Genomic DNA, 18717 nt, shown 5'->3' with positions numbered 1-18717 from the left:
GTTCCCCGCGCCCCTGAAGGGGCGCTGAGCGCCCCGAAGGGGTGCGGGGAACTGCGCGGCCCGCCCCCACCGGCCCGCACCCGGCCGACGGCCTCTCACGGCAGCTCCTTCCGCCGCCGGAACCCCACCGCCGCCCGCTCCCCGCCCCGGGCCCGTGCCCCGGACCGGCGTGGCGGCGCCCCCTCCCCCGACCGCACCAGCCCCAGCTCCCCGGCCAGCCCCCAGATCGCCTGCTTCACCGTGCTCCGCGAGTCCAGTTCGTGCATCCGGCCCGCGTCCACCGCCCCCTGGAGCTCCTTGAAGTTCGCCGGGATCGGAGTCCCCGCCAGCGCGGTCCCGGTGATCCGCTGGATCAGCGCCGGCTGGATCTCCGTACCGCGCGTGTACCGGTTGACCACCACCGTCGTCTCCTCGGCCTTGCGGATCTGCAGCCGGTCCCACATCCGCACCGTCCGCTTCGCCGCCCGTACGGCGACCACGTCCGGCGTGGTGACCAGCAGGGCGAGGTCGGCGGTCTCCACGGCCGCCGCACCCGCCCCGCCGAGCTGCGCGCCGCAGTCGACGATCACCACCTCGTAGCGGGAGCGCAGGGCGCTGAGGATCTGGCGGGCGGCGCGGTCGGTGACCTCCTCGCCGCGTTCGCCCTCGGCCGGAGCCAGCAGCAGTGCCAGCCCGGAGTCGTGGCGGAAGACGGCCTCGGCCATCACCCGCGGGGAGATGTCGTTGACCGCGGCGAGGTCGGCGACCGAGCGGCGGAACTGGACGTCCAGGTAGGAGGCGACGTCCCCGGTCTGGAGGTCGAGGTCGACGAGGGCGGTGGAGTGGCCGGAGGCCTGCGCGGCGAGGGCGATCTGGACCGCGACGAGGGTCGCGCCGGTCCCGCCCTTCGCACCGCTGACGGTGACGACGGTGCCGCCGACGCCGGCGAACACGTCGGCGCCGTGGCCGAGATGGCGTCGTACGCCCGTGGACCACTGGGCGACGGCCTGGACCCGGCCGGCCAGCTCCTCGTAGCTGAGCGGGAGCCCGACCAGGCCGCGGGCGCCGGAGTCCATCGCGGCGGCGAACAGGCCGGGGCTGGTGTCGGTGGTGACGAGGACGACGCCCACGGCGGGGAAGCGCAGGGCGACCTCGCGGATCAGTTCGAGGGCCGGGACGGGGCCGATGCGTTCGTGGACGACGACGACCTCGGGGAGTTCGTCGACGGACTCGGCGGCGGACCGGGCGAGGGTGTCGACGAGCTGCGTGGAGTCGACGACGGGGGCCAGCGGTTCGGCGTCCGGGAGCTGGCTGAGCAGGGAGACCAGGGAGCGGACGGCGTCCGCGTCACCGACGGCGGGGAGGATCCTGATGGGCATGGAGGGCGCCTCTCACTTGTCCGTCGCGAGTTCGTAGGTACGGTCCTTGTCCGGCACGGTGGTCGTGGTGCCGGGGGCGACCAGGGCGAGCCGGACCCGCTGGGCGAAGGACTCCGCGTAGGTGAGGCGCTGGGCGTCGAGCGTGGACAGCGCGAAGGTGATGGGGACGGCGTCGGTGGGCTGCTGGTTCTTGTTGTCCGGTTCCAGCGAGGTGAGTTGGCCGACGTCCAGGACCCGGGCGTTGGTCACGATGATCTTCGACTGGTCGGGGTCGCTCTGCTGCTTGCCCTCGAAGGTGGCGTAGACGTTGACCAGCGAACCCGGGGTGATCTTGCCGGCGACCCCGGTGGCCGCGTCGATCATGATCGCGACCTCCTGCTCGCCCGGCTTCAGTTCGGGCTGGTCGACGATCATGTCGGTCTGGAGCAGCGAGCCCTTCTTGAGCGTGGTGATCGCGATCTTGCCCTGGATCTGGCTGAGGCTGGTGACGGCGTTGGCGGACAGCCACCGCTCGGGCATCGAGATCTTGCGGAACTGGCTCGGGGTCAGCGTCGTGTAGGGCTCCACGTTCGAGCGGAGTTCGTACGCGGTGACCTTGGGGCCGACCTCGGACTTCGCGTTGTCGATGACCGAGAGCACGCCGGCGAACGCGGCGAGCGCGCAGAGCACCGACAGGATCAGGAGTATCACGCCGCGGCGCTGACGGGAGTTCATGGACCGTGCGACCTCATCGGGGAAGCGGTGAATGTGGGGGAAGCGAGGGAAGCGCAGGAACCGGGGAAGACCGGGCGGTGGCGCTGGGCGGTACGGGTCAGGCGGGCGTCCGCTGTTCCAGCGCGCGGGGCGGCGGCGGGTCGTAGACGGGCGGGGTGGCGGAGCAGAAGACGCAGCGGTCGCCGATGACGTCGATGCCGCACCAGTGGCAGCTGGTCTGCCGTACCGAGGTGACCAGTTGGTAGAGGACCGACAGGTCGGCGAGGTAGCTGGTGAACTCGATCATCCGGCCGGTGCCCCACCACACGGACGACTCGGCGGGCAGCGGGGTCTCGCGCAGGCCGTGCGCGCCCCAGGCCTTGGCGAGGCCGCCGATCCAGTCCGATTGCAGCTGGCCCTTGGCGACCAGCATCCAGGTGCTGAACTCGGGGCCGTTCAGCACGGCCTCCGGGGCGATCCGGACCAGTTGCGGTTCGGGGTGGGCGACGATCCCGAACTGGGTGCCGGGCATCCAGGACTTGGCGTGCGCCTTGAGGCCGACCGGGACGCGGTCCAGCTTGGCGACGGAGCCGAGGACGGCGCCGGAGTGGATGTAGTGGGTGAGCAGCCGGCCGGCCGACGCGAGCACGCCGGGGCTGAGGTCGCAGGAGGCCAGCTGGCGCAACTGCCGGGCCAGGACGGCGATGCCGAGCGGCGGCAGGTCGGGGCGGAACAGCGCGATCCGGTCGCTCTCCAGGAGGGAGCGGAGGGTGTGCAGCCGCCTGGTCACGGACTCCGGGACGGCGTCCGAGTACAGGACGACCACATGTCCGTACTGCTCGATGAGGGCCACGAACTCGGCGAGGGTATGTTCGAGCGGGCGCCGGTCGAGGTCCCGGAGCACGACCGCGGGCATGGTCCGCTCGTCCTGGACCGGCAGCGCCATGTCGGCACTGGTCACGGCAATGGCAGTTGGCACGCGCAGCTCCCCGCTCTTCACACCCGGCGGCCCACCGGTGTTACTCCAATGAGCCGGGACGACTTCATTGCGTGACTTCCTCAGCACTGTAACCACGCACCTGTGACCGGAGAACAGCGTTTGTGTAGCTGTCTGGGATCCGTGACCGCACAAGTAACGCCAAACCGGGACAGGTTGAGCATATGACCGGGGCTTGTTCAGCCCCACGGAGACCTCCGCGGACCTTTGAATTTGGTCTGGACCTATTGACACGCGAATTGGTCTGGACCACCTTGATTGTCATGCCCAGACTCATCCCCCGGCTCGTGTCCCGGCATGCCGGACAGCGACGCATCCGCACCTGGTCGGCCGTGGCCACCCTCGCCACGGCACTCGCGATGGCGGGCCTGGCCTCCGTGCCGGCCTCCGCCGCCGACGTCAACAACGCGAAGAACCCCGGCTTCGAGTCGGGCCTGTCCAACTGGACCTGTTCCGCGAGCAGCGGTACGACGGTCTCCTCCCCCGTCCACTCCGGTGCCGCCGCGCTGAAGGCGACCCCGGCCGGGCAGGACTACGCCCAGTGCAGCCAGACGGTGGCGGTCAAGGCCAGCTCGACCTACACGCTCAGCGCATGGGTGCAGGGCTCCTACACCTACCTCGGCGTGACCGGCACCGGCACCACGGACGTGTCGACCTGGACCCCGAACACGACCTGGACACAGCTGTCGACGACCTTCACCACCGGCGCCTCGACCACCTCGGTCACGGTCTGGACGCACGGCTGGTACGGCCAGGCCGCCTACTACGCCGACGACGTCTCGGTCTACGGCCCCGACGGCGGGGGCGGCACCGACCCGGCCCCGACCGTCCCCGCGACCCCCACCGGCCTCGCGGTCTCCGGTACGACGTCGTCCTCCGCGTCGCTGTCCTGGAGCGCGGTGTCGGGCGCGACCGGCTACAACGTCTACCAGAACGGCACCAAGGTCACGGCGGTCACCGGCGCCTCGGCCGCGATCACCGGACTCGCGGCCTCGACCTCGTACTCCTTCCAGGTCACCGCGACCAACTCGGCGGGTGAGTCGGCGAAGTCGACGGCGGTGACGGCGACGACGACCGCGTCCGGCGGCAGCGGCGGCGGCTCGCTGCCCAAGCACGCGGTGACGGGCTACTGGCAGAACTTCAACAACGGCGCCACCGTCCAGAAGATCTCGGACGTGCCGTCCTCGTACGACATCATCGCCGTCGCCTTCGCGGACGCGACCAGCACACCGGGCGCGGTGAGCTTCACCCTCGACTCCGCCGGGCTCGGCGGGTACACGGTCGACCAGTTCAAGGCCGACATCCAGGCCAAGAAGGCGGCCGGCAAGAAGGTCATCATCTCGATCGGCGGCCAGAACGGCACGATCTCGGTGAGCGACTCGGCGTCCGCGACGAACTTCGCCAACTCCGTGTATTCGCTGATGCAGACGTACGGCTTCGACGGCGTCGACATCGACCTGGAGAACGGCATCAACGCCACCTACATGAGCCAGGCGCTGCGCTCCCTGTCGTCGAAGGCGGGCTCCTCGCTGATCATCACCATGGCCCCGCAGACCATCGACATGCAGTCGACGTCCAACGGGTACTTCCAGACGGCCCTGAACATCAAGGACATCCTCACCGTCGTCAACATGCAGTACTACAACAGCGGTTCCATGCTGGGCTGCGACGGCAAGGTGTACAGCCAGGGCTCGGTGGACTTCCTCACCGCGCTCGCCTGCATCCAGCTCCAGGGCGGTCTGTCGCCGTCCCAGGTGGGCCTCGGCCTGCCGGCGTCGACCAGCGCGGCGGGCAGCGGCTACGTCTCCCCGACCGTGGTCAACAACGCCCTTGACTGCCTGACCAAGCTCACCAACTGCGGCTCCTTCAAGCCGTCGACGGCCTACCCCGACCTGCGGGGCGCGATGACCTGGTCGACGAACTGGGACGCGGCGGCCGGCAACGCGTGGTCGTCCTCGGTGGGCGCCCACGTGCACGCACTGCCGTAACCCGTGAGTGGGTCCCGGCGGCTGGGCAGGCCGCCGGGACCCGGGCTGTGGGGTGCTACGGCTGTCGCCGACCGCAGCCGTCGCACCCGCAGGTACCGAGCTCGAACCACACGGTCTTGCCCGGCCCCTCCTGGTGGCAGCCCCAGCGCCGGGCAAGCGCATCCACCAGGTACATCCCTCTGCCGCCCTCCGCGAGGCCCGCCTCCAGCACCCGCGGCGGGCGGCGGTCCTCGTCGGCGACCTCACAGCGCAGCACCCCGTGCGAGGCCGCCAGGGTGAGCCGGAACCGGGTCGCCGCATGGCACAGGGCGTTCGCGGCCAGCTCGCCGACCAGCAGCTCGCACACGTACGCCACCTCGTCCTGCTCCGCGAGTCCCCATTCCTCCAGCTGCCGCCGCACCGCCGCGCGCGCCTCGCGGGCCGCCGTCGGACGGGGGTCGTACTCGACGCTCAGATGGCCGGCCCGGGTCGGGGGCTGCGGGTACGCGGCGTACTGAGGGTCGGGATCCGGGAGCCGGCTCCCGGAGGGCTGCAGCATGCCCTCCAGCGTGCCCGTGCCCGTCTCCCCGCACACGGGGAGGAATACCTGATCCCGTACCCGCGTATGCGCCGCCGCGGGGGTACGCGCGTACGGCATCTCGCTCACGCGTACTGGACGCGGATCTTCGCCCCGTCCCCCGCCGCCCCGTCCCGGACATCGACGTACGCGCACACCTGGCGCGTGAACCACAGCCCCTGTCCCGGCTCCGGTTTCCCGCCGGGCGGCGGCACGAACCCGGCCAGCGGATCCGCCACCGCCCGGCACAGCCGCAGCTCGCAGACACAGGCCGGGGCCTCGCCCCAGGCGAGGACCTCGACCACCGGCCCGTGCGCGGCCGCCGCCTCCTCGACGGCACGGCCGAACCGCCCGGCGTCCACCGCCGGGAGCCCGCGCCCGGCGGCCCAGGCGCGGACCGCCTCCGGCGCGGGCAGCCGGGCCGCCGACTGCGGCGGCGGGGCCAGCGGCACGGCGTCCAGCTCGCGCACCAGGACGGGTGGCTGCTCGTACACCCCGGTACCCGGGTGGGCGCGGCGGGCCGCGTCGACGACCGCCGGGCCCGCCGTCCGGGTGTCGTACGCGCACAGGGCGGTGGTGGCGAAGGGGGCGAACAGGAGGTTGGCGAGGGACTCGTAGCGGATCCACTCGGCGCTCTCCCGCGCCGAACGGCCCGCGCGCCCGGCCCAGTCGGGCTCCATGAGGAGATGGACACGGCCGCCGGGCCCCGCGTTCGCCGCGAGGTAACCGGCGCCCTGGGCCACGGCGTTGGCGGCCGTGCCGGTGTACCAGTCGGTGTGGTCGATGAAGCCGACGTCCCGCGCGTCGGCGCCGAGCGCGTCACGCAGGGCGGCCAGCAGGCCGGGGGCGGCGATGGCGACGGGCGGGGGCTCGTCGGGGGCGGCGAGGCCCTCGGCGAGGAAGGGCAGGGCGGCTGCGACGAACGCGTCGTCCGAGCCGAACACGGCCATCCGGTGGTCGAACTGCCCCTGGGCGGCGGCGGGGCGCGCGCCCGTACTGGTACTCATCGGGTCTCCTGTGCGTCAGCGCCGGGCGGTCACCCAGGCGGCGATCTGGCTGCGGTTGCTGAAGCCGAGCTTGCCGAGGATGCGTTCCACATGACCCTCGGCGGTGCGGCGGGCGATGACCAGGCGGTCGGCGATCTGCTGGTTGCCCAGCCCCTCGGCGACGAGCTCGGCGACCTCGGTCTCGCGACGGGTGAGCCGGACCGGCGCCGTCCGCAACTCGGGTTGACGGGGCGGGGGTTGTGGTTCCTCACCGAGGGCGTAGGCCACCACGTCCGCCAGGCCGAGTGCGCCGCCCCGGCCGTACGCCCGCTCGTACGCCCCCGGCCCCAGGGCCGCGCGGGCGTGGGTCTCGCAGTCACGGCGGGCCGAGTTGAGGGCCGCGGAGCCCCAGCGGTCGCGGTCGATGTCGGACCAGACGCGGTCGGCGCCGCCGAGCAGGACGGCGGTGCGCTCGGCCGCGCCGAGGCCGTCGGCGATCCTCGCCAGCAGGTCGAGGGTGAGCCCGATGCCGATGACGTCGTGGACCTCGCGTTTGCGGCGCAGCGCCTCGCGGGCTCGGGGCTCGGCGCGGCGCCAGTCGGCGCGGACGGCGTGCGCGAGGGCGAGGATGCGCAGGACGTAGGAGCGGACCCATTCCTCGCCGTGCGCCTCGCACAGGCCGAGGGCCCGCTCGCAGACGGCGGTGGCCCGGTCGGCCTGCCCCAGGAAGGCGTACGCGCAGGCCAGTTCGACCAGGTCCAGGCCGTGCAGACTGAGATGCTGGCCGGGTACGGGGCCGCGGGCGACGGTGGTCTCGTAGTGGGCGCGGGCGGCGCCCAGGTCGTCGGCGAAGAGCTGGACGACGCCGATGACGTAGTCGGCGTGCGCGGCCTCCGCCGGGTCGCCGAGCCGCTCGGCGAGGGCGCGGGCCTCGCGGGCGCGGCGCAGGCCCCGGGTGAGGTCCTCGGGGCTGCCGGCGAGCAGGCCGGAGACCCAGAGGGCGCGGGCGCGGCCGGCGGTCGGCTCGGGGTTGGCGTCGAGGGCTCGGTCGAGCCAGTAGCGGCCCTCGCGCGGGGCGCCGCAGGCGTGCCAGTGGAACCAGAGGGTGCCCGCGAGCCGCAGCCCTGCGCCGGCCTCGCCGGGGGTGGTGAGGCTGAAGTCGAGGGCGGCGCGCAGGTTGTCCTGGTCGGCGCGGAGCCGGGCGACGATCTCCCGCTGGCCGGGCCCGAACCAGACGGCTTCGCAGGCCGCCGCGTGCCTCTGCACATGGTCCCGGTGCCGGCGTCGCGCGGCGGCCTCCGCCCCGGGCCGCGCCCGGAGCCGGTCGAGGCCGTAGTGGCGGAGGGTGTCGAGGAGCCGGTACCGGGCCCCACCGCCACCACCGTCCGGGGGCTCCTCCCGCACGAGCACGGACTTGTCGACGAGCCCGGCGACGGCTTCCAGGACGTCGGGCGGGCGGTTCCCCTGCTCGGCCCCGCCCTCTTCGCGCGGGCTGGGTTCGTGGCACACCGCCTCGGCCGTCTCCAGGTCGAAGCTGCCGGGCAGCACCGACAGCCAGGCCCACGCCGACTGCTCCCGCGCCGTGCAGAGTTCATGGCTCCAGTCGACGGCCGCGCGGAGCGTCCGGTGGCGGGGCAGGGCCGCCGGGCTGCCGGCGGTGAGGAGGCGGTAGCGGTCGTCGAGGCGGGCGAGGAGCTGGTCGAGGCCGAGGACGCGCATCCGGACGGCGGCGAGCTCGATGGCGAGCGGGAGCCCGTCGAGACGGCGGCACAGGCGGGCCACGGCGGCGCGGTTGGCGGGGGTGAGCCGGAAACCGGGGAGTACGGCGGCGGCGCGGTCGGCGAAGAGGGCGAGGGCCGGCTGGGACTCGGCGGCGGAGAGGTCGCCGTCCGGGTCGGGGACCGGCAACGGCCGTACCTCCATGAGGTGTTCCTCGGTGAGGCCGAGACGGTGCCGGCTGGTGGCGAGGATGCGGACGCCGGTGGTGCCGCGCAGCAGGGCGGCCGCGAGGCCAGCGCAGGCGGCGAGCAGGTGCTCGCAGTTGTCGACGACGAGGAGCAGGCGCCGGTCGCGGAGCTGCTCCACCAGCGCGTCCAGGGGCGGCCGGTCGGAGTGGTCGTGCAGGCCGAGGGCGTCGGCGGCGGCCAGCGGGACGAGCGCCGGATCGTGCAGGCCGGCGAGGGCCACATAGCGGACGCCGTCGGGGAAGGCGCGTTCCACGCGGGCCGCGACATGTGCGGCGAGCCGGGTCTTGCCGACCCCGCCGGGGCCGGTGAACGTGACGAGGCGGGCCTTGGCCAACAGCTCGCGGCCCGCGGCCTGTTCGTCTCTCCGGTCGACGAAGCTGGTCGTCTCGACCGGCAGATGGCAGCCCCCACGCGGCGCCGATCCGCCCATGATCAGCCAGCCCTCCTCTTGGCCGTCCGACCACGGTCTCCCGGCGGACCGGGAGAACGCACACCGACGTCACGCGGGTGGGTGCACTTCGGCGGGGGCCGCTTGCGGCGTCGGGTACGCGCGTACACTGCGCGGCCGGTTCACAGGACTGGCGAACACGGCTGTCGTACGCGGGTGACGTACGCGGGTGACGCACGGGGTGGTGTGCGCCAGTGGTGTGCGCCGGTGGTGTGCGCCGGTGGTGTGCGCGGCCGACCTACGCAGCCGCCGCACGTGGCCGCCGTACGCAGCCGCCGCATGCGGCCGATCCGCGCGGCTGGTTTTACGGTCTTGACCTGTTCATGCCATTACTTGGACGATGGGCGGCACCGCACAGCCCGCACAGTCCACGCACAGCACCTGCACAGGCACGTCGCACTGAACAACCCCCACCTCTCCCCCAGGAGACTTCATGCGACTTCGCACCCGCGGCTCCGGTGCCCGCAGCGGCAGACGGACCGCCGCACTCGGCGCCCTGCTCGCCCTCGCCCTCACGGCCCCCGTGTCGGCGACGGCGACACACGCGACCGCCGACAGCGCCCGCCCGGCCGCCCCGTCGGCCGACGACGTCCGGCAGTACGAGATCCACCAGAGCACCACCCCGGTGACCCGCGCGGCGATCCAGCAGGCGGGCGTCTCCGTGGACGAGGCCGACGAGGAGACGGTGGTCGTCTCCGGACGGCCCGCGCAGATCGCCGCGCTGAAGCGCCTCGGCTATGAGGTCACGCCCCTCGGCGCGGCCCCGGACCGGTCGTCCGCCGCCGACCAACTGCGCCTGTTCGACTTCCCGACGGCCGACTCGAAGTACCACAACTACGCCGAGGCGAACGCCGAGATCGACCAGCGGCTCGCCGCCTACCCCTCGATCATGAGCAAGCAGGTGATCGGCAAGTCGTACCAGGGCCGGGACATCGTCGCGATCAAGGTCAGCGACAACGTGGCGACGGACGAGAACGAGCCCGAGGTCCTCCTCACCTTCCACCAGCACGCGCGCGAGCACCTCACGGTGGAGATGGCGCTGTATCTGCTGCGGGAGCTGGGCGCGGGATACGGATCGGACTCCCGGATCACGAACATCGTCAACAGCCGGGAGATCTGGATCGTCCCGGACCTCAACCCCGACGGCGGGGAGTACGACATCGCCACCGGCTCGTACCGCTCGTGGCGCAAGAACCGGCAGCCCAACTCCGGTTCCTCGTACGTCGGTACGGACCTGAACCGGAACTGGAACTACAAGTGGGGCTGCTGCGGCGGCTCGTCGGGCTCGACGTCCTCGGAGACCTACCGGGGCGCGGCCGCCGAGTCGGCGCCGGAGGTGAAGGTGGTCGCCGACTTCGTGCGCAGCCGGGTCGTCGGCGGCAAGCAGCAGATCAAGGCGGGGATCGACTTCCACACCTACAGCGAGCTGGTGCTGTGGCCGTTCGGCTACACGACCGCCGACACGGCCACCGGGATGACCGCGGACGACGCTGCCGCGTTCAAGGCGGTCGGGCAGAAGATGGCGGCGAGCAACGGCTACACGCCGGAGCAGTCGAGCGATCTGTACATCACCGACGGCTCGATCGACGACTATCTGTGGGGCAGCCAGAAGATCTTCGACTACACCTTCGAGATGTATCCGACGTCCAGTTCCGGGGGTGGCTTCTACCCGCCCGACGAGGTGATCGAGCGGGAGACCTCCCGGAACCGGGACGCGGTGTTCCAACTGCTTGAGAACGCGGACTGCATGTACCGGTCGATCGGGAAGGAAGCGCAGTACTGCAGCTAGCCGACCGGGACTCCGACGGGTGAGCCCCTCCGGCGGTGGGGCAGCCACCGGGGCCGGAGCGGCTCGGTCGTGGACGGGACGGGGCTACTCCTCGCGGAGGGCCTTGTCCTTGTCCACGGCCTTGCCGACGGCCTTCTCGTCGACTTCGGCGTCGTCCGCGGCGTTGTCCTCCGCCTCGGTCTCCGCCTCCGCCTCCGCCTCCAGGGCGTCTTCCTCTTCCTCTTCCGCGCCTTCGTCGAAGTACGCGTCGAGGACCTCGTCCAGCTGCTCCTCCCACTCCTTGAAGCGGGAGCGGGACGTCGCCTCGATCTCGATCGGGAACCAGCGGCGGTCCGGGGTGTGGACGGTGATCGTGAAGCGCTTGCCGAAGCGCGGGGCCTCGGTCTCGATCGCGCCGATCTCGTCCCAGCGGAACTCGCACTTCTCCTCGTCGAGGCTGAGGCGCACGCCCTGGTGGTCGGCCACTATCCGGGCGCGACGGTCGGCGGCCTCGAAGGCGGGCCCCTCGGGGGTCTCCTCGTCGTCCGCGGAGTCCGCGGCGTCGTCGGCGTCCGCCGTGGCCTCGGCCACCGGCTCCGCCGCCGCCTTCACGTCCTCGGCCTCCTCGGCCGCCTCCGGCCGGGCGTCCTCCGGCTTCGCGTCCGCCGGCTCGGCGGGCGCGGGTGAGGTGAGCCCGGGGATGAAGGCCGGGTCGAATCCGGCGCCTTCCAGGGGCTGGCTGTTGGCTCCTATGCGCTGCTCCACAGCGGGCAGTATGGTCCAAGAACCTGTGCCGGACACAGCCAGCCCCGGACTTCGTTATCAGACGCCTACACGAAGACGCCGAGACCCCCTACACGAACGCACTCAGCACACCCGCCACCCCGAACCCCACCACCGACAGCACCGTCTCCAGCACGGTCCATGTCCTGAGGGTGTCGCGCTCGCTGATGCCGAAGTACTTGGCGACCATCCAGAATCCGCCGTCATTGACGTGCGAGGCGAAGATCGAACCCGCCGAGATGGCCATGATGACGAGGGCCACGAAGGCCTGGGAGTGGTGTTCCCCGGTGAGAAGTGGGGCGACGATGCCGGCCGTCGTCACGATCGCCACCGTCGCCGAGCCCTGGGCGACCCGCAGGACCACCGAGATCAGGTACGACAGGACGATCACCGGGAGGCCGACGCCGTTGAAGGTGTCGGAGAGGGCCTGGGCGACCCCGCTGGCCTTCAGTACGGCGCCGAAGATCCCGCCCGCGCCGACCACCAGCAGGATGTTGCCGACCGGCTTGAGGGACGCCGTCGACACGGTCTCCAGGGACTTGCGGGACCAGCCGCGCCGGATGCCGAGCAGGTAGTAGGCGAGGACCAGGGCGATGGTGAGGGCGACCATCGGCGTGCCGAAGAACTCGAGCACCGAGCGGCCGGTGGAGGGGTCCAGGGCGATCGAGGAGAAGGTCGCGGCGAGGATGAGGACGAGGGGCGTGCCGATGATGGCCAGGACCGTCGCGAGGGGGACCGGCTTCTCCTGGGGTGCCACCCCGGCGGCCCGCTGCTCCGCCAGGACCGCCTGCTTGGCCTCCTCGGCCGCCTCGACCATGTCCTGCGGTACGGCGACGAAGATCCGCTTGCCGATCCACGCCGAGAACGCCCACGCGGCCAGCACCGCCGGGATGCCGCAGACGATGCCCATGAGGATGACCCAGCCGAGCTGGACGTGCAGCAGCGCGGCGGCGGCCACCGGGCCGGGGTGCGGCGGCAGGAAGGCGTGGGTCATGGAGAGACCGGCGAGGAGGGGGAGGCAGTACAGGAGGATCGACTTGCCACCGCGCTTGGCCGCCGCGTAGACGAGCGGGGCCAGGACGAAGATGCCGACGTCGAAGAAGACGGGGATGCCGAAGATCAGGCCGGTGAGGCCCATCGCGAGCGGCGCCCGCTTCTCCCCGAAGAGGTTGAGGAGGCGCGTCGCCAGCACCTCGGCGCCGCCGCTGACTTCGAGGATCGCGCCGAGCATGGTGCCGAGGCCGATGATGATCGCGACGTGGCCGAGGATGCCGCCCATGCCGGACTCGACGGTGGAGACGGCGTCCGAGCGCTGGACGGTGCCGAAGAGTTCGGTGACCGAGAGCCCGGCCAGCAGGCCGACGGCTATGGAGACGGCGAGGAGGGCCACGAAGGGCTGGAGCCTCGCCTTGATGATGAGGAAGAGGAGCAGGGCGATGCCGATGGCGGCGACGGTGAGGAGCCCGGCGGTGCCGTCGAGGAGGAGGAGCAGGCCTCCGGTGTGGGGTGGGGTTACGGGGGTGGGGGCGGACGCGGCGAGCGGTAGGGACATGTGGGGGTCCTCTGCGTAAGTTCATGAGGCTTTCGGGCAGGGGGCATCGCGGTACGGCACCCGGGCGGGCGCCGCGCCGTGACAGACGTACGGTGTGCGGGAGTTGGCGGGGTGGCGGCCTCAGCCGAGGACGGCGAGGGCGTCGATCTCGATGAGGAGGCCGGCGGGCAGACCGACGTACACGGTCGTGCGGGCGGCGGGCGGGGCGGTGAGCGCCTGCTCCTCGAAGTAGCGGTTGTAGATGCCGTTCATCTCGGCGAAGTGGTCCACGTCCGTGAGATAGACGCGGATCATCATGACGTCGTCCCAGGAGGCGCCGCCCTCTTCGAGGATCGCCTTGACGTTCGCGAGGGTCTGGAGGGTCTGCTCGCGCAGGGTGGGGCCGGCCGGGGTCGGGGGCCTGCCCTCCTCGGCCGGCAGGAAGCCGACCTGGCCGGCGACCTGGAGGATGTTGCCCTTCCGCACGCCGTGCGAGAACCTGGCGGGCGGGGTGGTGTGGGTCGTGGGGGTGAGGGCGATCTTCTCGGTCATCGGTTGCCGGCTTCCTTGATCGGGGTTCTGCCTGAGTACTCGCCGCTGATCGCGTCCGCCGTACGGCGCACCTGCGGGAGCAGGGTGAGGAGTTCGTCGGCGGTGACGACGACGTTGGGCGCGGAGACCGACATCGCGGCGACGACCCGGCCGTCGGCGCCGCGGATGGGGGCCGCGACACAGTTGATGGACTCCTCGTGGCCGCCGAGGTCGGTGGCCCAGCCCTGTTCGCGCACCTTGGCCAGTTCCCTGAGGAACGCCTCCGCGTTCGGCGTCGAACGGGCCGTGTACATGGGGTAGTCGAGCTTGTCGGCGAGGGCCCGCCGTTCGGGCTCGGGCAGGTCGGCGAGGAGCAGCTTGGCGACGGCGGCGACGGTGATGGCGACGGGCTTGCCGATCCGTGAGTACATGCGCACCGGATAGCGGCTCTCGACCTTGTCGATGTAGAGGACCTCGCCCTCCTCCAGCACGGCGAGGTGCACGGTGTGTCCGCAGGCCGTGTTGAGGCGGGCCAGGTGGGGGTGGGCGATCTCGCGGACGTCGAGGTTCTCCATCGCCTCCTGGGCGAGGGCGAAGAGGCGGGCGCCGAGGCGGTAGCGCTGGTCGGACTGGCGGTAGACGAGGCCGTGTTCATGGAGGGTGCGCAGCAGCCGCAGTGCGGTCGACTTGTGCACACCGAGGCGGTCGGCGACCTGGCCGAGGTCGGCGGGGCCCTCGGCGAGCAGGGGCAGGATGCTGAGCGCTCGGTCGACGGTCTGGCTCATGGGGTGCGTTCCTCCTCTTCGGCCGCGTCGGCTTGCGTCCAGCCGGGGCCGAGTCGAAGTCTCTCCCACCCGCTGTCGTCGAGGGCGGTCAGGCGGTCGGTGGTGTCGCGGGCAGGGGGCGGGGCGAGGTCGGCGGGGGTGGTGAGGGCGGCGGCGGCGAAGAGGTGGCCGAGCCTGAGCGTCTGCCTGACCGGCAGTCCGCGCAGGGTGCCGGAGAGGAAGCCGGCGGCGAAGGCGTCACCGGCGCCGACGGGGGCCACGACGTCCACGGTGGGGGCGGGTTCGAAGGTGCCGGTGAGCTGGGGCCGGGGGGCGGGGACGCTTAGCGGCGCTGGCAGGGTGCCGCCCGCGCCCACCCGTGCCGCCCCAGCGGCACGACTGCCCGCGGCTGAGAAGGGGGGCCGGCCGTGGCGCCCCGTCAGGGGCGCGGGGCTGTATTTGATTTGCGGCTGCCGCCGCGTGGGCGCGACCAGCCCCCACCGGCCCGCGGCCGAAACGAAAGCCGTCGCCCCCCGGGCGCCTTGCTTCACCAGCAGCGCCTCCGGCTCCGGCAGCAACTCCCGGATCACCGACGGCCCTCCCGTCACGCCCCACGCCTGCTCCGCCTCGTCCTCCCCGACGAAGACGATGTCGGCCCGGCGTGCCAGCTCCAGCAGGACGTGCGGGCCGTCACCCGAACCCCACAGCCCCGCCCGGTAGTTCACGTCGAACGACACCAGTGGCCGCTCCCCGGCGGAAGCCGTCAGCTCCCGCAGCAGCCCCAGGCACCCCTGCGACAACGCCGCCGTGATCCCCGACAGGTGCAGGACCCGGCCCGCGCGCACCGCGCCGACGTCCACGTTCGCCACCGACATGGCGGAGGCGGCCGACCCCGCCCGGTAGTAGGCGACCTCGTGCGCGTCCGTCGCCCGGTCCCCGGCCGTACGGAAGTACACCCCCGTAGGACGCACGGGATCACGGCCGACGGACGAGACGTCGACGCCGTACGACGCGACGGTCTCCACCAGGTGATCGCCGAACCCGTCCGTGCCGACCCGGCTGACCCACCGCACGGCGTGCCCGGCGGCGGCCAGCGCACAGGCCACGTTGGACTCCGCGCCGCCGATCGCGCGGTCGAAGGACGGTACGTCCGCGAGGCGCCCCGGCCGGGTGGGCAGGAACGTGACCATGGACTCGCCGAGCGCGACGACGTCCGGGGCGTCAACGACGTGGGCGGCGTCCGTGGCCTTCACGATGGTGGTGGCTCCTCGTCGTCTCGTCGTCCGGGTCGCTGCGGGCTCCATTGACCCGGCGTTGGCGTGGATGTTAGACAGCGGTAAGCGATATACGCAATGGATGTTGCACAGAGTGCAACTCACCAGATCAGGGAGGCCCCGTGTCCCTCGACACCGGCACCGAAGCGCTCGCCCGGCTCGCGGAGGAACGCGTCGACCACCGTTTCAAGGGCCTCCCGCCGGACGCCGAGGGCCTCACCGTCGGCGAACTGGCCGCCCAGCGCCGCAACCTGTTCTCCGACGGCTTCGCGACCCCGGTGCTGGCCCTCTCCGCCGAGCGCCTGGAGCACAACCTCGCGCTGATGGAGACGTACACCGAACGGCACGGCCTCGCCTTCGCCCCGCACGGCAAGACCTCGATGGCCCCGCAGCTCTTCCACCGGCAGACCGAGCGCGGGGCGTGGGGCATCACCCTCGCCGTGCCGCATCAGGTGCGGGTGGCGCGGGCGTTCGGCACCCGGCGGGTCTTCCTCGCGAACGAGCTCGTGGACGCGGCGGCGCTCCGCTGGACCGCCGCGGAGCTGGAGCGCGACGCGGACTTCCGGTTCGTCTGTTACGTCGACTCCGTGCGCGGGGTCGAGCTGATGGACGCGGCGCTGAAGCCGACGGGGACCTCGCGCCCCGTGGACGTCGTCGTCGAGCTCGCCGCCGGGGAGGGCGCCCGCACCGGTGTCCGTACGGAGGCGGAGTGCGCGGCGGTGGCGGACGCGGTGGCCGGGACGGAGACCCTGCGGCTGGTCGGGGTGGCCGGGTACGAGGGGGAGGTCCCGCAGGCCGACCCGGACCGGGTGCACGCCTATCTGCGCCGGCTGGTCGCCCTCGCCGTCGAGTTCGACAAGGCGGGCCGGTTCGCGGGCCTCGCGGAGATCGTCGTGAGCGCCGGCGGCAGCGCGTGGTTCGACGCGGTGGCGGACGTCTTCGCCGGGATCCCCGAACTGTCCGCCCCCGTACTGAAGTTGCTGCGCTCGGGCGCGTACGTCTCGCATGACGACGGCCGCTACCGCGAGGTCACCCCCTTCAACCGCGTCCCCGAGGAGGGCGCCCTGGAGCCGGCCTTCCGGCTCTGGGCGCAGATCGTCTCCCGCCCCTCCCCCGAACAGGCCTTCGCCAACGCGGGCAAGCGGGACGCGGCCTACGACCTCGACCTCCCCTTCGCCCAGGTGATCCGCCGGGCGGGCACGGAGCGCCCGGCGACCGGAATCTCGGTCACCGGCCTGTCCGACCAGCACGCCTGGCTGCGCACGGACCCCGGGGCCGACCTTGAGGTCGGGGACTGGATCGGCCTCGGTCTCTCCCACCCGTGCACGTCGTTCGACAAGTGGCAGCTGATCCCGGTCGCCGAGGCGGACGGCACGGTCGTCGACTACATCCGCACCTACTTCTAGGGAGCCCGTCGTGGAGGATCTGGTCATCCGGGACACCGACGTCGTGGACGGCAGCGGCGCGCCCTCCTACCGCGCGGACGTGGTCGTCGACGGCGGCCGGATCGTGTCGATCGTCAAGGAGGCCGCGGCGGCGGGCTGCCGGCGCCCGCGCGCGGCGCGCGAGCTGGACGCGGAGGGCCTGGTCCTCTCCCCCGGCTTCATCGACATGCACGCCCACAGCGACCTGGCCCTGCTGCGCGACCCCGACCACAGCGCCAAGGCCGCGCAGGGGGTGACCCTGGAGGTGCTGGGCCAGGACGGCCTTTCGTACGCCCCGGTCGACGACCGCACGCTGGCGGAGGTCCGCCGGGCCGTCACCGGCTGGAACGGCTCCGGTGACGACATCGACTTCGACTGGCGGTCGGTGGGCGAGTACCTGGACCGCCTCGACCGGGGCATCGCCGTCAACGCGGCCTATCTCATCCCCCAGGGCACGGTCCGTGCGCTCGCCGTCGGCTGGGAGGACCGCGGAGCGACCCCGGCCGAACTGGACCACATGCGCCGGCTGGTGGCGGAGGGCATGGCACAGGGCGCGGTCGGTCTGTCCTCCGGCCTCACCTACACCCCCGGCATGTACGCGCCGGACGCCGAACTGACCGAGCTGTGCCGGGTGGTGGCGGAGTACGGCGGCTACTACTGCCCGCACCACCGCTCCTACGGCGCGGGCGCCCTGGAGGCGTACGCGGAGATGGTGGCCCTCGCCCGGGAGGCGGGCTGCCCGCTCCACCTGGCCCACGCCACCATGAACTTCGGCGTGAACTGGGGCCGGGCGCCGGAACTGCTGTCGTTGCTGGACGAGGCCCTCGCCGCCGGCGCGGACATCACCCTCGACACCTACCCCTACACCCCCGGCAGCACGACCCTCGCGGCGATGCTGCCGAGCTGGGCGAACGAGGGCGGCCCGGCGGCGGCCCTGGCCCGGCTGGCGGACGACACGACGGCCGAACGCGTCCGCCACCACTTGGAGACCGTCGGCTCCGACGGCTGCCACGGCGTCCCCATCGAGTGGGACACGATCGAGATCTCGGGCGTGGCCGACCCGGCCCTCACGGACTTCGTCGGCCGTACGGTCCAGGAGTCGGCGGACGCCCGCGGGGAGTCCCCCTGGACGACGGCCCGCCGTCTCCTCGTCGCCGACCGCCTGGGCAGCACGATCCTCCAGCACGTGGGCCACGAGGAGAACGTCCGCACGATCATGCGCCACCCGGTCCACACCGGCGGCTCGGACGGCATCCTCCAGGGCACGAAACCCCACCCCCGCGCCTACGGCACCTTCCCGCACTACCTCGGCCACTACGTACGGGAGTTGGGAGTCCTCTCCCTGGAGGACTGCGTCGCCCACCTCACGTCCCGCCCCGCGGCCCGGCTGCGCCTGCCGGACCGCGGCCTCGTGCGCGAGGGCTACCGGGCCGACGTCGTCCTCTTCGACCCGCGAACGGTGGCGGCAGGCTCGACGTTCGAGAACCCGCGCCGACTGCCGACGGGCATCCCGCACGTCCTGATCGACGGCCGCTTCGTGATCGAGAACGGCCGGAGAACTGACGAACTGGCGGGACGAGCCATCCGACGTTCACCGCAAGGTCTTTAGGGGCGCGGGGCTGTATCGATGTGCGGCTGCCGCCGCGTGG

The 18717-nt window shown here is 72.5% G+C and carries 15 protein-coding genes; 4 read left to right on the top strand and 11 right to left on the bottom strand.

Translation table 11 applies throughout. The features are described 5' to 3' along the window. Positions 1-95 precede the first annotated feature (95 nt). From ACFWPS_RS43345 to ACFWPS_RS43335, 3 genes are all read right to left on the bottom strand, one after another. A complete protein-coding gene (locus ACFWPS_RS43345) occupies positions 96-1358 on the bottom strand; it encodes a CpaE family protein (protein WP_383716722.1) in 1263 nt (420 codons plus the stop codon). Between the two features lie 12 nt (positions 1359-1370). Further along, positions 1371-2072 (bottom strand): Flp pilus assembly protein CpaB, encoded by a 702-nt coding sequence (gene cpaB / locus ACFWPS_RS43340; RefSeq protein ID WP_383716719.1) that lies wholly within the window; start codon positions 2070-2072, stop codon positions 1371-1373. A gap of 97 nt (positions 2073-2169) precedes the next feature. Beyond that, complete coding sequence (locus tag ACFWPS_RS43335) at positions 2170-2997, bottom strand: hypothetical protein (protein ID WP_383716732.1); 828 nt, start codon at positions 2995-2997, stop codon at positions 2170-2172. A 314-nt stretch (positions 2998-3311) separates the two neighbouring features. Between ACFWPS_RS43335 and ACFWPS_RS43330 the strand changes: the two genes are divergently transcribed. Continuing rightward, positions 3312-5036 (top strand): chitinase, encoded by a 1725-nt coding sequence (locus tag ACFWPS_RS43330; protein ID WP_383716716.1) that lies wholly within the window; start codon positions 3312-3314, stop codon positions 5034-5036. A 55-nt stretch (positions 5037-5091) separates the two neighbouring features. Here ACFWPS_RS43330 and ACFWPS_RS43325 read toward each other — a convergent pair whose 3' ends face one another. The 3 genes from ACFWPS_RS43325 to ACFWPS_RS43315 form a co-directional block, all read right to left on the bottom strand. Then, entirely contained in the window at positions 5092-5574 is a 483-nt protein-coding gene (locus ACFWPS_RS43325; protein ID WP_383716713.1) for an ATP-binding protein, read from the bottom strand. 104 nt (positions 5575-5678) lie between these two features. Beyond that, positions 5679-6599 carry an anti-sigma factor RsbA family regulatory protein gene (locus tag ACFWPS_RS43320; protein WP_383716710.1) on the bottom strand — a complete coding sequence of 307 codons (921 nt, stop codon included), beginning with the start codon at positions 6597-6599 and terminating at the stop codon, positions 5679-5681. A 15-nt stretch (positions 6600-6614) separates the two neighbouring features. Next, positions 6615-8975, bottom strand: a complete 2361-nt coding sequence (locus ACFWPS_RS43315) for an ATP-binding protein (RefSeq protein WP_383716708.1) — start codon at positions 8973-8975, stop codon at positions 6615-6617. Between the two features lie 451 nt (positions 8976-9426). On the opposite strand from ACFWPS_RS43315, the gene ACFWPS_RS43310 reads away from it, so the two are divergent. Next, the gene (locus ACFWPS_RS43310; protein WP_383716706.1) at positions 9427-10782 is read left to right on the top strand and encodes a M14 family metallopeptidase; all 1356 of its coding nucleotides are present in this window, start codon (positions 9427-9429) and stop codon (positions 10780-10782) included. Positions 10783-10866: 84 nt separating this feature from the next. Here ACFWPS_RS43310 and ACFWPS_RS43305 read toward each other — a convergent pair whose 3' ends face one another. The 5 genes from ACFWPS_RS43305 to ACFWPS_RS43285 form a co-directional block, all read right to left on the bottom strand. Then, on the bottom strand, positions 10867-11526 hold the full coding sequence (locus tag ACFWPS_RS43305) for a hypothetical protein (protein WP_383716702.1): 660 nt from the start codon (positions 11524-11526) through the stop codon (positions 10867-10869). Positions 11527-11614: 88 nt separating this feature from the next. Continuing rightward, on the bottom strand, positions 11615-13096 hold the full coding sequence (locus ACFWPS_RS43300) for a GntP family permease (RefSeq protein WP_383716700.1): 1482 nt from the start codon (positions 13094-13096) through the stop codon (positions 11615-11617). Positions 13097-13216: 120 nt separating this feature from the next. Further along, a complete protein-coding gene (locus tag ACFWPS_RS43295) occupies positions 13217-13627 on the bottom strand; it encodes a RidA family protein (RefSeq protein ID WP_383716697.1) in 411 nt (136 codons plus the stop codon). Continuing rightward, positions 13624-14391 (bottom strand): IclR family transcriptional regulator, encoded by a 768-nt coding sequence (locus ACFWPS_RS43290; protein WP_383716694.1) that lies wholly within the window; start codon positions 14389-14391, stop codon positions 13624-13626. Before ACFWPS_RS43290 ends, ACFWPS_RS43295 begins: the two co-directional genes overlap by 4 nt. Further along, a complete protein-coding gene (locus tag ACFWPS_RS43285; RefSeq protein ID WP_383716730.1) occupies positions 14388-15560 on the bottom strand; it encodes a sugar kinase in 1173 nt (390 codons plus the stop codon). The genes ACFWPS_RS43290 and ACFWPS_RS43285 overlap by 4 nt, the downstream gene beginning before the upstream one ends. Before the next feature lie 206 nt (positions 15561-15766). Here ACFWPS_RS43285 and ACFWPS_RS43280 point away from each other — a divergent pair, with 206 nt between their 5' ends. Further along, positions 15767-17050, top strand: a complete 1284-nt coding sequence (locus tag ACFWPS_RS43280) for an amino acid deaminase (protein WP_383716691.1) — start codon at positions 15767-15769, stop codon at positions 17048-17050. A gap of 10 nt (positions 17051-17060) precedes the next feature. Continuing rightward, positions 17061-18677 carry an amidohydrolase family protein gene (locus ACFWPS_RS43275; RefSeq protein WP_383716688.1) on the top strand — a complete coding sequence of 539 codons (1617 nt, stop codon included), beginning with the start codon at positions 17061-17063 and terminating at the stop codon, positions 18675-18677. Positions 18678-18717: the final 40 nt, after the last annotated feature.

It is taken from the genome of Streptomyces sp. NPDC058457 (assembly GCF_042720695.1).
In the GTDB taxonomy this organism is placed as follows: Bacteria; Actinomycetota; Actinomycetes; order Streptomycetales; family Streptomycetaceae; genus Streptomyces.
Note: the sequence above shows the minus strand (reverse complement) of the source record. Positions and strands in the feature narration are given on the sequence as shown.